Genomic DNA, 19,902 nt, shown 5'->3' with positions numbered 1-19,902 from the left:
GATAACTGACAATGCCGGCTTCAGTCAGTTAAAACTTGCCACCGAGATGTCTCTAACAAGGCGCTACAACAGCGCCACCGCGTAGAGGGCGGGAAGCTGTTCGCCATCGAAGATGAAATAGCCGTATTCCTTGTCATCGCGCGGCGTCTTGTCTTTGCCGATGACGCAGGCCATCCAAGAATTTTTGCCATCCGAAAGCGGGGACCCGCCGAAGGGAACGGCTGTCATGCTAGCAGTAGGCCTGAGCAAGGAAACCGCAGATAGTGGTTAATCGGTATTCCCGAATTTTCCCTGGCACAGACCAGCTGAGAGATTAAGGGCAAATCTCTTGCGCTCGTCTCTTCTAAACCAGGCCAACCGCGTAGAGATCGGGCAGCTTCTCGCCATCGAAAAGCAAGTAGCCGTATCCAACATCCCTCGGCTTTTCGTCGGTTCCGTAGGCGCACGCCACCCAGTGGTCCTCGCTGGATGCATTCGTCTTTTTACTGCTGCTGGACGGGAAACCGCCGTAGCTGAAGTAGTCGCGAGTGTCGATCTTGGCGTTCGATATCCCGATGCCATCGGCAAGCTTCAAACCGCAGCCATATACATATAGCGACTTCTTGAATCGGGGATCGTGCTTAATTGGCATGACGCGAGGAGCGCCCTCTCCCTTGTCAGTGCCCTCTTCCATGGACTGCGAAAGTTTGCCGCTGAATCTTTCGTCGTCGAGGTTGCCCGCCGAGATCTGTTCCAAAAGTTCGTGCGCTTCAGACGTCGTCGGCAACTTGATAGATTCTCCGTTTGGTAGATAAACCGTCGTGTTGTCGACGTCCTGGACGAAGGCTTCTCCGTCCCACGAGAGCACTGATTCGGCCTCTGCGCTGGCCTCCAGCAGATACATAGTGTCGGGAAGCGGGCCGTCGCCATTAGTGCGGACGCTTCCCCAACGCATCCTGATGCCACCGTCGGCCGGCTCCATCATTTTTAGATCGAATCTCGCCACGGGCGGAGCGGCCGTGAAGTTGCTTATGTCTATGTCGGAAAGCTTGCTGCCGTCTGCGCCATAGACGGCTACGAATGTGGAGCCCGTCTCGGTGGTGCACTCGAACTGGATTGCCAGGTGGCTCTCGCCTTCGACGTCCACGGGGACGGAATGCTTGATTTCAACCCCGGAGTTTCCCTCCATGACGCCGTCTTTGAAGGTGCCCCGGTCGGAGATCGAGCTATCCATGGACTTCTGGAAATCTATGCACCCCTTAGGAAGAACCAGCTCGTGCTGGGTAACTTCCTTTAAGGAAAGCTGATCACCTTTCTCGGCCTCGGCCCTGGCCTTTGCCTCTTCTTTCACCTTTTCGTTATTAGAATCGGTCTTGGCCAGATCGAACTCGGAAAGGCTACCTTTTGAATCGACTATGAAGATTCGCTGGCCATCTGTGACCCATGAGGACAGCGAGGATCCTTCCGGAACATTTATCTGCCACAACTGAGAGTCATCAGAAAGTTTATTGCTGGTCAGGCCATCTTCGGAGCCGAGGATGTAGGTACCGTTAGACACGATCACGGACGGGTTGGTGGTCAAGAATCCGTTCAGTTTTAGATCGTCTTCGCTGATGTTCTTCTTCCACAGAACGTCGTAGTCCTTTGTGGCATACACCTCGAAACCGTCAACATGCAGCTCTATACCGCTCTCATCCAGCTCGTTGAGGGACGGTGGGGTCATGCTGTCATATGGATAGTTAGCGCTAGAGAAGCTATCCGGCTCGCCCGACAGCTCGCCTGTTTCAAGGTCGACGCTCTGGCCCGAGCAGCTGACGTAGGAATCGTTTAGTTCGCAATCGCTTCCATCAACAACTTTGGTCCTCCAGCGGGCGATTCCGCCGTTGTCGTCCTTATTGACAGCGATCAGCTCGTCAGAAAAATAATCTTGTCCCCTGAAAACTCGAAGCTCTCCATTCTCAAGGAAAGGGCCGGACTCGAAGGGCACGATCTTAGGGGCGCTTCCACCACGAGAAACGTCGACGATTTGCACCAGCCCAGGCGCTTTAGTCGAATCGTTTAGAGCAGGACTGGCGGTCAGATATCCGATTGTCCCGACAACTAAACCCAAAATCAGGACGCCGACCAAAACCAGAGTGACTCTCAGGCCAGTTCTTTGACGTTTTCCCGAGACGTTGGAATTCTTTTTTACCCCTTGCTGATTCATGTGTTCATGCTAGCAACAGGTATGCGCCTTGCTGCGGCAGGTCGAAGATAGTTAGGACTGCACGGTTCTAACTGAGCTTTATGGCCGTGAATCGAGAATAAATACTTCCCAGCTGCGCTTCGGTGAATCGCAGCGAGAAAGAGATCGGGGCGTCTCGCTTTCTCGCTGTATTAAGGCCTAGACTGCAATTGGAAGCTACCGATTAAAGGGGCACTTAAAAGTGACCGACCAATTCAATCCAGAAAACAACCGGTTCCAGCCCAACTCGAAGCGGGGCTACGACACCAATTCGAGCTACAGGCAGACCACATACCCGCAGGATAGTTTCTCCTCTCAATATGGAAATACGGTCTCGCCGTACGCTCTGGACCATCCACAATCGACGGCTGTCCTGATTCTGGGCATCATCAGCCTGATAATTTTCCAGCCGCTTGGCATCGTCACGCTGATAATAGGCAACAAAGCTCGAAAAGAGATCAGGCAGAATCCGGGCGCATACGGCAAGTCCACCATGCTGACCGTTGGCTGGGGGCTAGGCATCGCGGCGACGGTTCTGTTTTGCATCGGAATCGTGTTGTTAGTAATCACGATATTGCTGGCTATTAGCGGACCCATGGACTCCTAAAACAGACAAGAAAATAAGACACAAAATAAATGCCGGCTGCGTTAGTAAACGCGGCCGGCATTTTATCTACGAGCTTTTAACCCACCAAATAGGCCTTTGCGGCCTTGTTAAAGGAGATCAAGTCTGTGGTGGCGCACATCTCCCTAGCCGAATGCATGGAATGAATCGGCAGACCAACGTCGACGGTGCTGATGCCCATCCTCGTCGCAACCAGCGGCCCAATGGTCGTGCCGCCCGGAATGTTGTTGTTATTGACGTAGTTCTGGCTAGGCACCCCGGCCGCGTCGCATGCACGTTTCCAGAAAGGTCCGGAGGCTGAGTCAGTTGCGTATTTGCCGGCCGCGCTGATCTTCATGGCCGGCCCGTAACCCAGGGACGGATAGCAGCGCGGGTCGTAGTGATCGGCCTTGGTAGCGTTGAGACCGTGGGTGACGTCTGCCGAGACGCAGGTTGCGCGCTGCAACCAGGCCAGGTGCTCGCCGGTGTCGAGGCCCATCGCGAAGCTGAGTCGAGTCAGAATATCGGAAAGGAAGGATCCGGAAGCGCCCTCGGTGGTGGCGGAGCCGATCTCTTCGTGGTTGAACGCGGCAAAGACCTGAACGTGCTCGGTGGGACGGGCTTCGAGCATCGCCAGCAACGCGGGGTAAGTGCTGGCCAGGTTGTCCAGTCGGTAGGAAGCGAAGAATTGGTCGCGGTTACCGTAAATAGCGGGTTTTTCGCTGGGCACTGCGAATAGGTCTGCGCCCGCGACCTCGCTAGGTAACACGCCGGCAAGGTCTAATAAGTATTCAGACAGCGGCTCGTCCGCATCCGCGATCGAGAATAGCGGCAGCAGATCATTCTGCTTGTCGAGTTTGAATTCGGTTGCCCTACCCCGGTCCAGGTGCGGCGCCAGCGACGATAGCCGCAGGATCGGATCCGTGTTCAGCAGATAGATCTTGCCCTGCTTGTCGACGATTCGTCCCGCTACGCGTAGTTCTCGATCGAACCAAGTGTTCAGCAGGGGGCCGCCGTAAACCTCGACATCCACCAGTCGATGACCCGAACGAGCGAAATCGAAATCGGGCTTGATCTGAAGAGCCGGGGAGTCTGTGTGCACTCCAAGGATTCGCAGACCGCTCGATTCTGTCAAGCGCTGAGGCATCCGCCAGGCCAAAATAGCTCCGCCACGAACGACGAAGTGGGCGCCGACGACGTCGTCCCAAGGCTTCGTCTCGTCGAGCGACGTGAAGCCTGCGCTCCTGAGCATCTCAGCGGCATTCAGCGCCGCGTGATAAGCCGTCGGGGATGCCTCGATGTATTCACTAAATGTCTTCAACCATGTTCGCATGCTCACAGCGCCTAAGCCTAGTCATTTTTTGTCAGTGGCGAGTGATTGACTCTTTACCATGAACACCACGCAAGTAATCATCGTCGCGCTGATCGCCATGATCTGCGTCCTTCTCGGGTTGTTTCTGGGGTCAAGGCGACAGCAAAACCCCGCGCCGCAAACACCCCAGCTGGAGCCCGTGACGGCATATCTGAACCGGCTCAACGATCAGCTGAAAGCGGTCGAGAAACAGCAGGCAAGCTTCGGCGCTCAGCTGTCAGAACAGGTGCGGACGGTGGTTTCCACCAACGAAAATCTGCGCCGCGAGACAGGGGCACTTTCGAACGCCCTGCGCAAGCCGCAGGTGCGCGGTCAATGGGGAGAACTGCAGCTCAAACGAGTGGTCGAACTCGCGGGGATGGTCGATCACTGCAATTTTTACACGCAAGACAGCGTTTCGACGGTTGACGGCAGGCTGCGTCCGGACATGAAGGTGCTGCTCGGCGACGGCAAGTTCGTTTATGTCGATGCCAAAACTCCGTTGACTTCTTTCTTGGATGCTCAACTTTCAGAGGACGAGGCGGCGAAGGCCAGGCTTTTGGCGCAGTTCGGCAACGCGGTGCGTAGCCACGTAGACCAGCTGTCGGCTAAAAGATATTGGCGCCTGGACGCGAATAGTCCGGAGTTCGTGGTGCTTTTCTTACCTTCCGAGGCGCTCGCCGCGGAGGCGCTAAGCCAGCAGCCAGATCTCATCGAATACGCCGCTGAAAGGGACGTGATTTTAGCTTCCCCCACCACACTGATCGCGATGTTGAGGGCGGTCTCTTACGGCTGGAAGCAGGCCGCATTGGCGGATAGCGCGAGAGAAGTTTTCGAGACCGGGCGCGAACTTTACGATCGCCTAGGCACTCTTTCCAATCACCTAGCCAAGCTCGGCAAATCCCTCACTACGTCGGTAAAAAGCTACAACGATGCCATCGGCTCTCTGGAATCCAGGGTTTTGGTCACCGCCAGGAAGTTCAATGAGATGAAGCTTGCGGATTCCGGCTTGGAGGGCCCGCAGGCGCTAACGGCTTCCGCCAGGCAGCTGCAGGCGTCCGAGCTGACTAGTGATTCTTCCGACTAGCCACCTGAGCCTCGGCGTCCGCTGCGCTGCGTCGGGTGCGAAGCTGCGGAGGCAGCGAGAAGCTCATCTGCTCGTCGACTAGCTGCTCTTCGGTGGCCTGCGGATAGCCGAGTTCGGCGAGCCGCTCGATAACGCCCTGCACTAACTCCTCAGGCACGGAAGCGCCGGAGGTCAGCCCCACGGTCTCGACTCCTTCCAGCCAAGACGGGTCGATCTCCTCGGCGTAATCGACTCGTTCGGCCCGCTTCGCCCCAGCTTCTGCGGCGACCTCGACGAGCCGCACCGAGTTGGACGAGTTTGCCGAGCCAACCACAATCACCAGGTCGGACTCAGCAGCGATCTCCTTGATCGCTGCCTGTCGGTTGGAGGTTGCGTAGCAAATATCGTCGGAGGGCGGGTCCAACAGCTGCGGGTACTTTTCCCTGAGTTTTTGGACGGTCTGACTGGTTTCGTCGACGCTTAGCGTCGTCTGGCTGAGCCAAGCGACCGGCTGATCGGTGGGCACGTCCAGGCCGTCCACCTCGTCGGGATGCTGAACCAGGGTGATGTTTTCAGGCGCCTCGCCTTGGGTGCCCTCGACCTCTTCGTGACCCTCGTGGCCGATAAGCAGAATGGGCAAGCCCTGCTTCGCGAAACGACGAGCCTCGTTGTGCACCTTGGTGACTAGAGGGCAGGTCGCGTCGATGGTGCGAAGGTTTCGGCTCTTCGCCTCTTCCCTAACCGCGGGGGAAACTCCGTGCGCGGAGAAGATAACCAACTCACCAGTTGGCACCTCGTCTAGCTCGTCAACGAAGATGGCGCCCTTTTCTTCCAGGGTCTTGACGACGTGCAAGTTATGAACGATCTGTTTTCGCACGTAAACGGGCGCGCCGTACTTCTGCAGGGCACGGTGAACAGTCACCACAGCCCTATCCACTCCCGCGCAGTAGCCACGCGGTGCGGCCACAATCACTCTCTTCGTCATCAGACCTCCTAGCAAGCCAGTCTAGGAAACCCGTTCAACATGCGCGAAAGTCGAAGCAGAAAATTGTCAGTGCCGGCATCTAAAGTAGACAACGTGAATCAGAACATGCCGCAATCTCGCCCGCTCGCCGATGTCGTACGCGATGTTAAAAGTTGGGTCGAGCGCTGTGGCTGGGTCTGGGTCGAGGGCCAGATCATCGAGCTGAACCGTCGCACCGGAAGGCAGTTCTTCACTCTTCGAGATCGCGATCAGGAGATTTCCGCACGGCTCAGTTGCCAGGCGCACGTGCTGGACGCGGCCGGTCCGTTGACGGTCAACACGCAGGTCATCGCCGAGGTCCATCCGACGGTCTGGCAGAAGAACTCGAGCCTAAGTTTTGAGTGCCGGAGTCTACGGATAGTCGGCGAGGGCCAGCTGCTTGCCCAACTCGAGGCGCTCAAACGAAAGTTGCAGGCCGAGGGACTTTTCGACCCGATTCGCAAGAAAAAACTGCCGTTTTTACCCGGCAAGATCGGCCTGATCACGGGTGCCGACAGCGCGGCTCAGAGGGACGTGCTCCGAAACGTTGAATTGCGTTGGCCGCTGGCCGAGTTCAGGGTGATTAACACGCTCGTCCAGGGTCCGCAGGCCGCAGGGCAAGTCATAGCGGCTTTGAAAGAATTGGACGCCGATCCTCAGGTCGAGGTGATCATCATCGCCCGTGGGGGCGGATCGCTAGAAGACCTGCTGCCGTTCAGCGACGAGGGCCTGGTGCGTGCAGCCGCCGCGGCTAAAACCCCGATCATCAGCGCGATCGGGCACGAACCGGACACCCCGATTCTGGACCTGGTAGCCGACGTAAGGGCGTCGACGCCAACCGCCGCCGCGAAGATCGTCGTGCCAATAGCCGCTGAGGAGTTGGCTAATTTAGAGGCCACCAAGCTACGCGCGAGGAATGCGATCATCAATCGCATCTCGAAGGAGCAAGAGGCGCTGACCTGGTTACGTTCTCGGCCGGTCTTGAAAGACCCTTCCGCAGCCCTTTGCGTTCACGCCGAAAAGATCGCGGAGCTTCGTCGCAGGCTGGGGCTATCGACACAGCTAAAGATCCGCGAAGAGAACGCATTCTTAACCAATGCTCTCGCCCGCATCCGGGCGATGTCTCCCAAAGCCACCCTCGAGCGCGGCTACGCCATTATTGCCGACGATGAGGGCGTTTCGGTCACGTCCGTCAACGACGTCGAACCTGGCGATCAACTACAGATTTACCTCAGCGACGGGCAACTGTTCGCCGAGGTCGACGCAATAGAGGAATAGGAGCCCGCATGAGCGAAGAAGACGGCAAGCAGAAACCCACTTACGAGCAGGCGCGCACGCGGCTGGAGGAGATCGTGACTCGCCTGGAGTCCGGCGGCGCTCCCCTAGCCGAGTCCATGAAGCTTTGGGAGGAGGGCGAGAAGCTCGCCGCCTACTGCCAGCAGTTCCTAGACTCCGCGAAAGAGAAGATCGAGGCCTCCAAGCAGACCGAGAGCTAGAAGTCCTCGAGCAGGTCGGTCACGAGAGCGGCGATGTCCGAACGTTCCGAACGGGTCAGCGTCACGTGGGCGAAGAGCGGGTTGCCCTTGAGCCTCTCAACTACGGCGGCGATGCCGTCGTATCGTCCAACCCTTAGGTTGTCGCGCTGTGCAACGTCGTGAGTCAACACAACCCGAGAGTTCTGCCCGATTCGGCTGAGAACGGTCAGCAGCACGTTCCGTTCGAGGGATTGGACCTCGTCGACGATCACGAACGCGTCGTGCAGTGAGCGCCCACGGATGTGGGTTAGCGGCAGCACCTCGATCATTTCGCGGTCCAGCAACTCGTCGATGACGAACTTATTTGTGACTGAACTAAGAGTGTCGAAAACCGCCTGCCCCCAGGGCGACATCTTCTCGGTCTCGGTGCCTGGCAGATAGCCGAGCTCCTGGCCGCCCACCGCGTACATCGGGCGGAAAACCATGACCTTCTCGAACTGGTGCTGCTCCATGACCAACTCCAGCCCCGCGCATAGCGCCAGCGCGGACTTACCGGTTCCGGCCCTGCCACCGAGGCTGATGATTCCGACGCTCGGATCCAAAAGAAGATCCAGCGCGACACGCTGCTCCGCGCTCCTGCCATGAATGCCGAACGCCTCCAGATCGCTGCGGACGAGCTTCACTTTTCCTTCGCCGACGTTCCTGCCCAACGCGCTTGATCCAGGCGCGTGAAGCACGAATCCGGTGTTTATCGGATGCTCCTTGGCGGGTTCGAGATCCGCCTTGCCGGCCTCGAATAACTCGTCCATCTGCGCGGAAGTTACGTCGAGCTCCGCCATGCCGGTCCAGCCGGAATCTGCGACCTGCTCGTTCAGGTATTCCTGGGCCTCGATGCCCATGGCCGCCGCTTTCACTCGCATCGGCAGGTCTTTGCTAACGACAATGACGTCTGCACCCTCGGCCTTGTAATTGAGCGCGACGGAAAGAATTCTCGTGTCGTTATCGCCGAGCCTGAAGCCCTCCGGCATTCTCGCCTGGCTCGTGTGGTTTAACTCGACGTGCAGGATGCCGCCTTCGTCGTTGACTGGGATTGGCTGATCGAGCCTGCCGTGTTTGGTTCTTAGTTCGTCCAGAAGTCGCAGCGCTCCCCGGGCGAAATAGCCGAGATCGGGGTGATGACGCTTACCCTCAAGCTCCGAGATAACCACGATCGGCAACACGACGTGGTGTTCTGCGAACCTGGTGATAGCCCTCGGGTCGCTCAGTAGGACGGATGTATCTATTACGTAGGTCTTAACGCCCATAACTTGAACTTACCGAGGCCTGGCCAAGCGCGCTTACGTTATGGCGGATTGTTCACCTTTTCATCACGCGCAGCTAACCTGCCTCACAGCACGACAAGCAAGATCGCCACCCAGTGGCAGATGGAACCAAGGATCGTGCCAGCGTGGAAGAACTCGTGGAAACCGAACGTTTCCGGCCACGGGTTTGGGCGTTTGAGCGCGTACATTAGCGCGCCCGCCGTGTAGAAGAGACCGCCTGCGATCAGCAGCACGACGACCGCCACCCCGCCGGTGCGCCAGAATGTTGGCAGCCAAAACAGTGCAACCCAACCCATGATTATGTACAGGGCTACGTACAGCCATCGGGGCGCCGAGAGCCAAAGCGTCCTGAAGACTACCTCTAGCAGCGCGCACCCCCAGATCACCGACAGCAGGATTGCCATCGACGCGCCCGAGGTGAGCCCGATCGCTAGCGGCGTGTAGGTGCCTGCGATGAAGATCGCGATGTTGGAGTGGTCGATCCGACGCAGCAGCTCGCTCATGTGCTGAGACCAGCTGCCCCGATGGTAGAAGGCGCTGTTGCCGAATAGGAGGATGGCGGTCAGCGTCCAGACCGCGCAGCCCACCCGTATCCAGACGTCGTCGGCGATTATCAACAGGATTAAACCGCAGACGAGAGCTATCGGTGTATTGATGGCGTGTAGGACGCCGCGCATGCGTGGTTTCGCAGGAATTTTCACATAACCTACGCTACCGTAGGTTATGGGTGAAACAAACTTTTCACAGCTTTTCCGGCTAGTCTTTTTCCATGACCGACTACAAGCTGATCCACAAATTTTTTGCGGGGGCCGAAGATCTAATCTCGACGGCTGTCGGTTACGCGCCCAAAATAGTTTCCGACCAGCTGTACAGGTTCTACGAGGGACGCCTGCGTCGAGGCTTCGCCAAACAGCAGCTACCCGAGCACGTCGCAGTGCTTGCTGACGGAAACCGGCGGTGGGCTAGAGCCAACGCGCCCGGTGAGACCCTCGAGGTTGGCTACAAGGCAGGCGCCGATAAGCTTCGCCAGTTCGTTAACTGGTGCCAAGAGATCGACATCCCGATTGTGACGCTTTGGGTACTTTCCACCGATAACCTGCAGCGCTCCCAGAAAGACGTCTTGCTGCCGCTTCTGCACGTGATAGTCGACCTGGTGGATTCGCTGGCCGCAGAGCACCGCGTAAAAATCGTCGGCGATCTCTCGCTCCTGCCCGACGAGATTTCTGAAAAGTTGAGCGCCGCACAAGAGCGCAGCGAAGACAACCCCGGCATCCACATCAACGTTGCAGTCAGCTACGGCGGACGTCACGAGCTGATCAGTGCCTTCAAAGATCTCCTGACCGAAGAGGCAAACGCAGGAAAAGACCTGCGCGAGGTTGCCGAGACGCTGAGCCTGGAGCAGGTAGAAAGCCACCTATATACGAAGGGCCAGCCCGATCCGGATCTGATCATCCGCACTTCCGGCGAGCAGCGGCTCAGCGGCTTCCTGATGTGGCAGAGCGCACACAGCGAGTTCTACTTCTGCGAGGCCCTATGGCCGGATTTCCGGCGGGTCGATTTTTACCGCGCGCTGCGCAGTTACGGCCAACGCGAGCGTCGCTTCGGCAAGTAAAAGCCCTCGGATAACTTATTGAGTCAGTTTTGGTTCGTCTACGAGCCAAAACTGACTCGCTAAACGTTTTCTGCCGGGGCAGGGCCCCACAGCAGCTCGCGAAGATCGGCCCAATCGGTGACGGGCTGTTCGCAGCGGTTGCCGTGGCAGACGTATGCGGTGGGTTTGCCGTCGATGGCGTTGCGGCCCTCGAGGAGTTCACCGAAACCTTCAGTTTCTGGTTGCGCGACGACGATCACCGAGCCGTAAGGTGCCAACCGGAAGGCCGCCTGGCTCATTTCGCTGAAAGCGTCGGCGGACTCGTCGACGATAACGATTTGCGCGGGACCGCGGCCATCTGCAGCCTCGAGCTTCGAAAGCTCATCGGCAAGAGCCCAACCCGCGAATCTGGGGGCGTCGGAGAGAATCTCGCGCAAGGACTCGCAGGCCAGATCCGCTCGCTCGTCATACTCTGGTTTGTCTGTAAGTTGAGCAACAAGCCGCAATGCGGCGATCATCGTGGCTGTCGCCGAAGGGTATGCGTCGTCGCTGAGCTGGCGAGGACGATCGAAGAGCAGCGGATCTTCGACGGCGTCCCAAAAGCCACCATCCGGGTGGCCGAAGAGTTCGAGTGCCGCGTCCAAAATCTGCTGGGCGCGCAGCAGCCAGGTGGCGTCCCCTAAGGCGCCGGAGAGCCTGGCGAAGCCTAGCGCGCTTGCCGCGTAGTCGCTGGTGGAGCCGATTTTAGTGTCCGGCGAGTTCACCCAGCGGCTCCAAATGTCCTCGGCGGCTGTCTTTGCGGCCGTCAACCAATCGGGCTCGTTTAGCACTATCGATGCGCGAACGAGCGACTCGATAAGGTATCCGTTCCAGGCCACCACGACGGCTTCGTCACGCTCGGGCAGGCCACGGTGCTGACGGGCGGCCAGCAGCTGCGCGCAAACGCGCCTGATGCGCTCGGGTGCGGGATTGCCGTGGAACTGCAGGGTGGACAGCCCGGAGCCGTCCTTCTCGGCGTCGCTTCCCGCCGGCATGTTACCCTCGAAAGTTACGTGGAAAACGCCCTGCGCGAAACGCGAGTTACCGCTGAGCACCTCGTCGAGCATTTTGGCGTTCCACAAATAGTAGCTGACCTCGGCGTCTTGGCTTGCCGCGAAAGCGCCGCTAGGCAGCTGCATCTCGCGCAGCAGCCAACCAACCGTGCCGCGGATCGCGCGCTCGAGCAGCTCGCGTTGCTCGGTTTCCTGGCCGGGTAACGCGCGCACCCAGCCGCGGGTCAGCGTGCCGAGCATGAGTGCGTTGTCGTAAAGCATCTTCTCGAAGTGCGGAACTTCCCATCCCGCATCGACGGCGTAGCGGTGGAAACCGCCGCCCACCTGGTCGTAGACGCCACCCCGGGTGATGAACTCGAGCGTTATTAGCGCCACTTCGTTAGCCAGCTTGTCGGTTCGCACGAGCAGCGCGTCCAAGGCGGGCGCGTTGAAGAATTTGGGCGCGCCTCCGAAGCCTGCGTGTTTCTCGTCGAATGTGCTGAGGATGTTTCCGACGAGCTGAACCGGATCGACATCGCCTTCGACGGGACGGGTCTCGTTCATTTCTTTCAGGTGCTCGGTGAGAGTGGCGGCGGACTCCACGGCTTCCGGTTTGCGCGAGTTCCAGGCGTCGTAGATCGCCAGCAGAACCTGACGGAAGCTGGGCAGCCCATCGCGCGGCTTATCGGGGTAATAGGTGCCGGCGAAGAATGGCTGCCCATCTGGAGTCAGAAAGACTGTGTTCGGCCAACCGCCCTGCCCTGTCATGGCTTGGGTGGCCCTCATCATGACGGCATCCACATCGGGGCGTTCCTGGCGGTCTACCTTGATGGCGACGAAATTGTCGTTCAGCAGGGCGGCCGTGGCCTCGTCGCTGAACGATTCTTTGTTCATGACGTGGCACCAGTGGCACGATGAATAACCGACCGAGACGAATACGGGCACGTCTCGGCGCTTAGCCTCCTCGAACGCTTCGGCGCCCCACCGCCACCAGTCGACGGGGTTTCCCGCATGTGCGCGTAAATATGCGGAAGAGGCCTCTTTGAGTCGGTTTGCCATGTCTATAGCTTGCCAGGTGCGCCCTAATCGCCCAAGCCGCCGAAGGGCAGGCCGAGCGCTTTCAGACGCTCCTCGCCGCCGTCGGGTTCGGTCAGTATCCACAGACCTTTGCTGGTCATTGCGATGGTGTTTTCCCAGTGCGCTGCGTCGCTGCTGTCTTGGGTTACCACTGTCCAATCGTCGTCCAGCTCCGCAACTTCTTCGGTGCCTAGCGTGACCATCGGCTCGATGCAGATGCACATGCCGTTTGTCAGCTTCGCGCCCCTGCCCTTGCGCCCGTAGTTGGGCACGTCGGGATTCTGGTGCATGGCGGTGCCGATTCCGTGACCGGTGTAGTCGCGCAGAATGCCGTAGCTGCCGCAAGAGTTGATGTAGTCCTCAACAGCATGGCCGATGTCGCCTACCCTGTTGCCGGGCTTGACCTGGGCAATGCCTCGCCACATGGATTCGCGCGTTACTCTGATCAGCTCCTCACGCTCGGCACGCTGTTCGTGGTCTGCGCCCTGCCCCACGATGAAGCTGCGGGCGGCATCGCCATGCCAACCGTCAACGATAGCGCCGAAGTCAACGGAAACTAGATCGCCGTCTTTGATGACCCTATCGCCGGGGATGCCGTGCACAACAGTTTCGTTAACGGAGCAGCAGATCACGCCAGGGAAAGGCATGATTCCCCAGTCTGCGCCATAGTTCAGGAAGCTGGAGTCAGCACCATGCTTGGCTAGCACCTCCCTGGCCATCTGGTCGACGTCACTGGTAGTCATTCCCGGCTTCGTCTCGGCAACCATCAGGTTCAGCGCTTCGGAAACCACGAGGCCCGCCTTGCGCATCAGCTTTATCTGGTCGTCGGACTTGATTTCGATGCCGCGTCCAAACATATTTCCTCCAATGAAAATAACGCCTCCAGAGAATGCTCTGGAGGCGTTAAAAAATTGATTACTTGTCTAGCTTGTCCAGCGCGTTGTGGATTCGCTCGGAGATCTCCTCGACGGTGCCTTCACCATTGATCGCGAGGACAAGGCCCAGCTGCTTGTAGTGATCCAGCAGCGGAGCGGTGGAGGTGTTGTACACCTTCATGCGGTTGCGAATGGTCTCCTCGTTGTCGTCGCTGCGGCCCTCGATCTCGGCACGCTTCAGGAGGCGCTCGATCAGGGTCTCATCGTCGACGTCCAGAACGACGACTGCGTCGAGGCCCAGGTTGTGCTTTTCGAGGTAGTCGTCAAGCGCGTCAACCTGGTGCATGGTGCGAGGGAAGCCGTCGAGCAGGAAGCCTGCGGAAGCGTCCGGGGCCTCTAGACGATCGAAAACGATCGACTCGGTTAGCTCGTCGGGAACGTAGTCGCCGGAATCCATGATTGCCTTGACCTGCTTGCCCAGCGGAGTCTGATTCTTCACGTTGGCACGGAAGATGTCTCCGGTGGAGATAGCAGGAACGTCGTAGCGGTTTGCGATGCCGTCGGCCTGGGTACCTTTACCCGCGCCGGGAGCACCCATGATAAGAAGTCTCACTTTAGGAACCCTTCGTATTGCCTCTGATGTAGCTGGCTTTCAATCTGCTTGACCGTGTCCAGACCTACACCGACCATAATCAACAGGCTCGTGCCGCCGAACGGGAAGTTCTGGTCGGCCCCAAGAGCAGCGATTGCGATGGACGGAATTAGCGCGATCAGGCCCAGGTATAACGAGCCCGGCGCCAGCAGACGGCTAAGCACGTACTGCAGATAATTTTCGGTCGGCTTGCCCGCGCGGACGCCCGGGATGAAACCGCCGTACTTCTTCATGTTGTCGCTGATCTCCTTGGTGTCGAAGGTAATCGACACGTAGAAGTATGCGAACGCGATGATCAGCACGAAGTAAATCATGTTGTACCAGGCGCCACTGCCCCTAGACAGGTGGGTGGCGATCCATTCGGAAACCGAACCTTCTGAGTTGAACATCGTCCAGAGGATCGGCAGGTAAAGAATGGAGCTGGCGAAAATGATCGGGATAACGCCGGACTGGTTGACCTTGATCGGGATGTAGGTGCTCGTACCACCGAGAAGCTTGTTGCCGACCATTCTCTTGGCGTATTGAACCGGAACGCGTCGCTGGCCTTGCTCGACGAAGACCACGCCAGCCATCACCAGCAGGCCGATGCCGATAACCAGCAGCATGACGACCAGGCCCTTGTTGCCTTCTTGCGCCTGGCGGATGTTCCACATGGCAGAGGGGAAGGTTGCGACGATCTGGGTGAAGATCAACAGGGACATGCCGTTACCGACGCCGCGGTCGGTGATCAGCTCGCCCATCCACATGATGATCGAGGTGCCTGCGGTCATGATCAGGATCATGACGACGATGGCGAAGATGCCCTTGTCGTAGACGACCGGTTTGTTGCAGCCCGGGAAGAGCTGACCGTTGACGGCCATCATGGTGAAGGACGTCGCCTGCAGCACCGCTAGGACGATGGTCAGCCAACGGGTGTACTGGGTGATCTTCTCCTGGCCGGCGCTGCCCTCTTTCTTGAGCTGCTCCAGTTTAGGAATGACCACCACGAGCAGCTGCAAAATAATCGAGCTCGTAATGTACGGCATGATGCCCAGCGCGAAGATAGTCAGCCGCAGCAGCGCACCACCGGAGAAGAGATTCACCATTGTGTATAAGCTGTTCTGCTCGGCAGACAGCTGCGCGCACTCGCGAATCGAAACCATATTTACGTTTGGCGTTGGGATCGAGGACCCCAAGCGGAAAAGCACCAGAATGCCTAGTGTGAACAGGATCTTCTTGCGAAGGTCCGGTGTCCTGAATGCATTAAGGAACGCGGAAACCATCCGAGCTCGCTTTCGTTCTTTGACTAACTTCGTGAAATGCGCATAGACGCAACTTGACCAGCCTACCGCACGGCGCTAGCAGACTCCTAAAAGTCGTTGCCCTACAGGTTCAACTGGATCTTTCGTCCAGGCACCGCCTCGATCAGTTCGCGGGTGTAATCGCGCTGCGGATTGTTAAATATCTCGTCGGAGGAACCAGCCTCAACCAACTTGCCGTGTTCCATCACGGCGACGTCGTCAGCGATCTGTCGAACAACTGCGAGGTCGTGGGTGATGAACAGGTAGGACAGGTTGAGCTGCGCCTGCAAATCATTTAGCAGGTACAGAATCTGGTTCTGGACGAGCACGTCGAGCGCGGAAACCGCCTCGTCAAGCACAACAACCTCTGGGTGGAGGGCTAGCGCACGGGCCACCGCGACGCGCTGGCGTTGACCGCCAGACAGCTCGTTCGGGTAGCGACGCATCACCGAGCGCGGCAGCGAGACCAGGTCGAGCAGTTCGCTTACCCTCTCGGTGCGTTCCTTCTTGCTGCCAAGTTTGTGCACGACGAGCGGCTCCTCGATGATCCGGTAGATCGAATACATCGGGTCGAGTGAGCCGTACGGGTTCTGGAAAACAACCTGCAGCTTGCGACGCAGCTTGAACAGCTCCTCGCTGTTCATCGTGGAGCAATCGCGGCCCTTGAAATAAACCTTGCCCTTGGTTGGGTCGATCAGGTTCAAAATCATGTTCGCAACGGTGGACTTACCCGAACCGGACTCCCCCACCAGAGCAAGCGTCGTTCCGGTACGCAGACCGAATGAAACGTCGTCGACCGCGCGCAGTTTCTTGGCCTCGCCCTTTGCGCCACGAACGTCGAATTCCTTGGTCAGGTTTTCGACGCGGATGATTTCGTCTTTGGCGGTGCGGCCGGCGCCAGCACCGGTCAGCTCCTCCTCGGTGACCTGGATGCCGCGAGCGTGCGCGGACTCGATCCGAGCCGACGCCAGCGACGGGGCCGCCGAAACCAGACGCTTAGTGTACGGGTGCTGCGGGTGCTGCAGAATCTGCAAGGCCGGGCCGGATTCAACGATTCGGCCTCGGTGCATAACGACCAGCTGCTCGGCACGCTCGGCAGCCAGACCGAGATCGTGGGTGATGAAGAGCACAGCGGTGCCCAGTTCTGCGGTCAGCTTGGCCAGGTGGTCCAGAATCCTGCGCTGCACGGTTACGTCGAGAGCCGAGGTGGGTTCGTCAGCAATCAGTAGCTTCGGGTGCGCGGCGAGGCCGATGGCGATCAGCACGCGCTGCTGCATACCGCCAGAGAATTCGTGCGGGAACTGCTTAGCCCGACGCTCCGCATCTGGCAGGCCGGCGTCCTCCAAGAGTTCGGCCACCCGCTTACCCGTCTCAGACTTCGGGACGACGTTGTTGGCCTCTAGCGTCTCCGCAACCTGCTTGCCGATGCGGTGCACCGGGTTCAAGTTCGTCATCGGATCCTGCGGAACCATCGCAATTTGGCTGCCACGAAGCTCAACCCATTCCTTGTTGGAGAGCTTGCTGATCTCGCGACCGTCGAACTCGATAGAGCCGCCGGTCACCTCACCCGTGCCTGGCAACAGGCCGATGATGGCGGCTGCCGTGGTGGACTTACCGGAGCCGGACTCGCCGACGATTGCGACCGTCTGGCCTGGGTAGATCGTCAGGTTAGCGCCGCGAACCGCGGGCACCATGCCCGTCGACGAGCGGAACTGCACCTCAAGGTCGGTGACCTTGAGCAGCGGGTTCGCGTCGTCCGGGTGAATTTGGGGCTCAGCGTCGGTAAGAACTGCCTTGTCAACAGCCGCGTTTAGCTCCTCTTCGGTCAGCTGGCGGCGTGCCGGAATGTCTTCTGTCATTTCTTCTTAGCCTTCGGATCGAGAGCCTCGCGAACGACGTCGCCCATCATGATGAAGCTCAATACTGTGATGGCCAGCGCGATAGCCGGGTAGAACAGCACCATCGGCTTGGTGCGCAGCACGTGCTGGGCGGCGGAAATGTCGTTGCCCCACGAGACGACGCTCGGCGGCAAACCGATGCCCATGAACGAAAGCGACGCCTCCGCAACGATGAACGTGCCAAGGGCAACCGTCGCGTAAACGATGATGGGTGCTGCGGCGTTGGGCAGGATGTGGCTGGTCAGAATGCGCCACCTCGAAGCACCAGTCGCCCGGGCAGCGGTGACGTATTCCTCGTTCTTGGTGGACATCACGGAACCACGGGTGATACGAGCGATCTGCGTCCAGCCGAACAGCGACAGCACGGTAATAACCATGGCCACGTTTCGATTGTCTTTGAACATCTGCATGAACACGATCGCGGCCAGCAGCAGCGGAATCGCGAAGAAGATGTCGGTGATGCGCGAGAGCAGCGAGTCGAGCCAACCACCGAGATAGCCGGCCGCCGCGCCGATCGTGCCGCCAATCAGAACAACCATGACCGTGGTAACGATGCCGACGGACACGGAGGCGCGGGCGCCATAGATAACTCGCGAGTAGATGTCGCAGCCCTGCTTGTCGTAACCGAACGGGTGTCCGGGGGCCGGGTCCGCAAGGGAGTTATTTAGCTCGCAGAACCGCGGGTCCAGCGACGTGAACAGGCCGGGGAACAGCGCAAGCGTGATCGCCAAAATGATGATCGTCAAAGAAATCCAGAACAATGGACGCTTGCGCAGAGTCTTCCAGGCTTCGCCCCACATGGAGGCCGGCGCTGATTCGTCAGCAACCGCGTCTACTGCGCCCAAACCGGTCTCGTCGACGTCAGAAACGAAGTGTTCCTGGCCTGCGCGGTGGCGCTCAATTAACTTGGAAGGAATGTGACTAGTCATAACGAATCCTCGGATCAATCACGGCGTACAGCAGGTCGACGATCAGGTTGGCCAAAATGTAGACCAGAACCAGCACTGTCGTGAACGAGACGACAGTGGAAGGTTCGCCCTTAAGGATCGACTGCCACAGCGTGCCGCCGACTCCGTTGATATTGAAAATGCCCTCGGTAATAATCGCGCCGCCCATCAAACCACCAAGGTCGCCGCCGAGGAACGTAACGACCGGAATCAGCGAGTTGCGCAGCACGTGGCGACGCATAACCAAGCCGCCGGTCAGGCCCTTCGCGCGAGCGGTTCGCACGTAGTCAGCCGTGACATGTTCGGAAATGGACTGCCTGGTCAGGCGCAAAACGTATGCCAAAGACTGCGCGCCCAACACGATCGCAGGCAATATCAGGCTATGGAATGACACGTTGGGACCGACCGTGGGCGGCACCCAGCCCAGTTTGATGCCGAAGATGAACTGCATCACGAAGCCGATAACGAACGTCGGCACAGAAATAACAACTAGCGAAAGCACCAGCACCGATGAGTCGAAGAAGCCGCCGCGTTTGATGCCGGCGACGACACCCAGCGTAATGCCGAAGATCGCCTCGATGAGCAGCGCCATGACGGCCAGCTTGATGGTCACCGGGAACGCTTGTGCCATCACGTCGATAACTGGACGCCCTGAGAAGGTGTTGCCGAAATCTAGAGTTAAAACGCCCTTCATGTACAGCAGATACTGCATCCAAAAAGGCTTATCAAGGTTGTAGTCTGCACGGATTCGGGCCTCAACTTCGGGACTCAAACCGCGGTCGCCACCAAGTGCGGCGACTGGATCGCCCGGCATCAGGTAAACCATGGCAAAAAGCAGAAACGTGGCTCCAAAGAAGACCGGTATGGTCTGCAAGAGCCTTCGCCCGACATATCGGAGCATACGCATTTCCTTAAACGAACTTGTTTTTGAGCCTGGCTGCATCGACAGCTTTTAGCTCTTCAATTTACATCTGGAAGGCGGAAAACAATAAACCGCATCCTGAACTTTTGAGACGATACCCCAAAAGGGTGTCTATCTGCCACAAAATTTCATAAATGAGACGGAAAGCGCGCCGCAATTGCTTGCAGCGCGCTTGCCGTCTCAGAGACTGATTAATTCAGTCAGTTATGCCTGCTTGGTGATCTTGTAATACACCGGCACCGAGTGCCAGTCGAACGCAACGTTGTCGACGTTTGCAGACCAGCCACCGTTAACGTTGGCGTACCACAGCGGGATGGCGGGGAGATCCTCGAAGAGTTTCTCCTGAGCCTCGTTCAGCTTCTTTAGAGAAGCTTCATGATCCGTCATGCCAGCGGCTTCCTTCATCATGCCGTCGAACTCGGGCGAGGCGTAGTCGGCGTCGTTAGCGCCAGCGCCGGTCATGTAGACCGGGGCCAGGAAGTTGTACATGGACGGGTAGTCAGCCTGCCAGCCGGTGCGGAAGGCGCCGGTGATGGTGCGGTTGGTGACGTCGTTACGCAGGGACTTGAAGTCCGGGTAAGGCTTGCCCTCTGCATTGATGCCAA

At 58.5% G+C, this 19,902-nt stretch carries 18 protein-coding genes and 1 pseudogene; 5 read left to right on the top strand and 14 right to left on the bottom strand.

The window, feature by feature from the left end; all coding sequences use genetic code 11:
• Positions 1–63 precede the first annotated feature (63 nt).
• Positions 64–228 (bottom strand): hypothetical protein, encoded by a 165-nt coding sequence (locus tag G556_RS11395; RefSeq protein WP_155941737.1) that lies wholly within the window; start codon positions 226–228, stop codon positions 64–66.
• A 115-nt stretch (positions 229–343) separates the two neighbouring features.
• Positions 344–2,185 carry a hypothetical protein gene (locus G556_RS0104165; RefSeq protein ID WP_028821872.1) on the bottom strand — a complete coding sequence of 614 codons (1,842 nt, stop codon included), beginning with the start codon at positions 2,183–2,185 and terminating at the stop codon, positions 344–346.
• Positions 2,186–2,405: 220 nt separating this feature from the next.
• Here G556_RS0104165 and G556_RS11025 point away from each other — a divergent pair, with 220 nt between their 5' ends.
• A complete protein-coding gene (locus G556_RS11025; RefSeq protein WP_051176665.1) occupies positions 2,406–2,810 on the top strand; it encodes a DUF4190 domain-containing protein in 405 nt (134 codons plus the stop codon).
• A gap of 76 nt (positions 2,811–2,886) precedes the next feature.
• On the opposite strand, the gene G556_RS0104155 is transcribed toward G556_RS11025, so the two are convergent.
• On the bottom strand, positions 2,887–4,140 hold the full coding sequence (locus tag G556_RS0104155; protein ID WP_028821871.1) for a M18 family aminopeptidase: 1,254 nt from the start codon (positions 4,138–4,140) through the stop codon (positions 2,887–2,889).
• Between the two features lie 58 nt (positions 4,141–4,198).
• On the opposite strand from G556_RS0104155, the gene G556_RS0104150 reads away from it, so the two are divergent.
• Positions 4,199–5,245, top strand: coding sequence for a DNA recombination protein RmuC (locus G556_RS0104150; RefSeq protein WP_028821870.1), 1,047 nt, complete (start codon positions 4,199–4,201; stop codon positions 5,243–5,245).
• On the opposite strand, the gene G556_RS10195 is transcribed toward G556_RS0104150, so the two are convergent.
• Complete coding sequence (locus G556_RS10195; protein ID WP_036915963.1) at positions 5,226–6,209, bottom strand: 4-hydroxy-3-methylbut-2-enyl diphosphate reductase; 984 nt, start codon at positions 6,207–6,209, stop codon at positions 5,226–5,228. The genes G556_RS0104150 and G556_RS10195 overlap by 20 nt on opposite strands.
• A gap of 105 nt (positions 6,210–6,314) precedes the next feature.
• Between G556_RS10195 and xseA the strand changes: the two genes are divergently transcribed.
• A complete protein-coding gene (gene xseA, locus G556_RS0104140) occupies positions 6,315–7,505 on the top strand; it encodes an exodeoxyribonuclease VII large subunit (RefSeq protein ID WP_036915995.1) in 1,191 nt (396 codons plus the stop codon).
• A gap of 8 nt (positions 7,506–7,513) precedes the next feature.
• The gene (locus tag G556_RS0104135) at positions 7,514–7,723 is read left to right on the top strand and encodes an exodeoxyribonuclease VII small subunit (RefSeq protein WP_028821868.1); all 210 of its coding nucleotides are present in this window, start codon (positions 7,514–7,516) and stop codon (positions 7,721–7,723) included.
• Here the strand turns inward: G556_RS0104135 and G556_RS0104130 are convergent.
• Entirely contained in the window at positions 7,720–9,006 is a 1,287-nt protein-coding gene (locus G556_RS0104130; protein ID WP_028821867.1) for an RNA 5'-3' helicase PhoH2, read from the bottom strand. The two genes, G556_RS0104135 and G556_RS0104130, sit on opposite strands and share 4 nt — an antisense overlap.
• 83 nt (positions 9,007–9,089) lie before the next feature.
• Positions 9,090–9,701: a PAQR family membrane homeostasis protein TrhA gene (gene trhA, locus G556_RS0104125; RefSeq protein WP_016455405.1), complete on the bottom strand. Its 612-nt coding sequence runs from the start codon at positions 9,699–9,701 to the stop codon at positions 9,090–9,092.
• Positions 9,702–9,793: 92 nt separating this feature from the next.
• Here trhA and uppS point away from each other — a divergent pair, with 92 nt between their 5' ends.
• Positions 9,794–10,636 carry a polyprenyl diphosphate synthase gene (gene uppS, locus G556_RS0104120; protein ID WP_024111128.1) on the top strand — a complete coding sequence of 281 codons (843 nt, stop codon included), beginning with the start codon at positions 9,794–9,796 and terminating at the stop codon, positions 10,634–10,636.
• A 59-nt stretch (positions 10,637–10,695) separates the two neighbouring features.
• On the opposite strand, the gene G556_RS0104115 is transcribed toward uppS, so the two are convergent.
• From G556_RS0104115 to G556_RS11505, 8 genes and pseudogenes are all read right to left on the bottom strand, one after another.
• Positions 10,696–12,705 (bottom strand): thioredoxin domain-containing protein, encoded by a 2,010-nt coding sequence (locus G556_RS0104115; protein WP_028821864.1) that lies wholly within the window; start codon positions 12,703–12,705, stop codon positions 10,696–10,698.
• Between the two features lie 23 nt (positions 12,706–12,728).
• Positions 12,729–13,580, bottom strand: coding sequence for a type I methionyl aminopeptidase (gene map, locus G556_RS0104110; protein WP_028821863.1), 852 nt, complete (start codon positions 13,578–13,580; stop codon positions 12,729–12,731).
• A 58-nt stretch (positions 13,581–13,638) separates the two neighbouring features.
• Entirely contained in the window at positions 13,639–14,211 is a 573-nt protein-coding gene (locus G556_RS0104105) for an adenylate kinase (protein WP_024111052.1), read from the bottom strand.
• Positions 14,208–15,512, bottom strand: coding sequence for a preprotein translocase subunit SecY (gene secY, locus G556_RS0104100; protein ID WP_016455400.1), 1,305 nt, complete (start codon positions 15,510–15,512; stop codon positions 14,208–14,210). The genes G556_RS0104105 and secY overlap by 4 nt, the downstream gene beginning before the upstream one ends.
• 101 nt (positions 15,513–15,613) lie before the next feature.
• On the bottom strand, positions 15,614–17,389 hold the full coding sequence (locus tag G556_RS0104095) for a dipeptide ABC transporter ATP-binding protein (RefSeq protein ID WP_024111179.1): 1,776 nt from the start codon (positions 17,387–17,389) through the stop codon (positions 15,614–15,616).
• Positions 17,386–18,357 carry an ABC transporter permease gene (locus tag G556_RS0104090; protein ID WP_016455398.1) on the bottom strand — a complete coding sequence of 324 codons (972 nt, stop codon included), beginning with the start codon at positions 18,355–18,357 and terminating at the stop codon, positions 17,386–17,388. The genes G556_RS0104095 and G556_RS0104090 overlap by 4 nt, the downstream gene beginning before the upstream one ends.
• Positions 18,350–19,276: an ABC transporter permease gene (locus tag G556_RS0104085; protein WP_028821860.1), complete on the bottom strand. Its 927-nt coding sequence runs from the start codon at positions 19,274–19,276 to the stop codon at positions 18,350–18,352. Before G556_RS0104085 ends, G556_RS0104090 begins: the two co-directional genes overlap by 8 nt.
• Before the next feature lie 225 nt (positions 19,277–19,501).
• Positions 19,502–19,902, bottom strand: a pseudogene (locus tag G556_RS11505) (ABC transporter substrate-binding protein); the annotation flags it as partial.

The sequence above is a fragment of the Propionimicrobium lymphophilum DSM 4903 genome, assembly GCF_000423485.1.
In the GTDB taxonomy this organism is placed as follows: Bacteria; Actinomycetota; Actinomycetes; order Propionibacteriales; family Propionibacteriaceae; genus Propionimicrobium; species Propionimicrobium lymphophilum.
The sequence above is the reverse complement of the archived record's forward strand: the minus strand, read 5'-3'. Positions and strand labels throughout refer to the sequence as shown.

What these genes read in the sequence shown, in the direction of transcription:
- map (WP_028821863.1), bottom strand. Translation starts at nt 13,580, where the DNA reads ATGTTTGGACGCGGCATCGAAATCAAGTCCGACGACCAGATAAAGCTG.
- G556_RS0104115 (WP_028821864.1), bottom strand. Translation starts at nt 12,705, where the DNA reads ATGGCAAACCGACTCAAAGAGGCCTCTTCCGCATATTTACGCGCACAT.
- G556_RS0104155 (WP_028821871.1), bottom strand. Translation starts at nt 4,140, where the DNA reads ATGCGAACATGGTTGAAGACATTTAGTGAATACATCGAGGCATCCCCG.
- G556_RS0104095 (WP_024111179.1), bottom strand. Translation starts at nt 17,389, where the DNA reads ATGACAGAAGACATTCCGGCACGCCGCCAGCTGACCGAAGAGGAGCTA.
- G556_RS0104085 (WP_028821860.1), bottom strand. Translation starts at nt 19,276, where the DNA reads ATGCTCCGATATGTCGGGCGAAGGCTCTTGCAGACCATACCGGTCTTC.
- xseA (WP_036915995.1), top strand. Translation starts at nt 6,315, where the DNA reads ATGCCGCAATCTCGCCCGCTCGCCGATGTCGTACGCGATGTTAAAAGT.
- G556_RS0104135 (WP_028821868.1), top strand. Translation starts at nt 7,514, where the DNA reads ATGAGCGAAGAAGACGGCAAGCAGAAACCCACTTACGAGCAGGCGCGC.
- G556_RS0104165 (WP_028821872.1), bottom strand. Translation starts at nt 2,185, where the DNA reads ATGAATCAGCAAGGGGTAAAAAAGAATTCCAACGTCTCGGGAAAACGT.
- G556_RS0104150 (WP_028821870.1), top strand. Translation starts at nt 4,199, where the DNA reads ATGAACACCACGCAAGTAATCATCGTCGCGCTGATCGCCATGATCTGC.
- trhA (WP_016455405.1), bottom strand. Translation starts at nt 9,701, where the DNA reads ATGCGCGGCGTCCTACACGCCATCAATACACCGATAGCTCTCGTCTGC.
- G556_RS0104130 (WP_028821867.1), bottom strand. Translation starts at nt 9,006, where the DNA reads ATGGGCGTTAAGACCTACGTAATAGATACATCCGTCCTACTGAGCGAC.
- secY (WP_016455400.1), bottom strand. Translation starts at nt 15,512, where the DNA reads ATGGTTTCCGCGTTCCTTAATGCATTCAGGACACCGGACCTTCGCAAG.
- G556_RS11395 (WP_155941737.1), bottom strand. Translation starts at nt 228, where the DNA reads ATGACAGCCGTTCCCTTCGGCGGGTCCCCGCTTTCGGATGGCAAAAAT.
- G556_RS10195 (WP_036915963.1), bottom strand. Translation starts at nt 6,209, where the DNA reads ATGACGAAGAGAGTGATTGTGGCCGCACCGCGTGGCTACTGCGCGGGA.
- G556_RS0104090 (WP_016455398.1), bottom strand. Translation starts at nt 18,357, where the DNA reads ATGACTAGTCACATTCCTTCCAAGTTAATTGAGCGCCACCGCGCAGGC.
- uppS (WP_024111128.1), top strand. Translation starts at nt 9,794, where the DNA reads ATGACCGACTACAAGCTGATCCACAAATTTTTTGCGGGGGCCGAAGAT.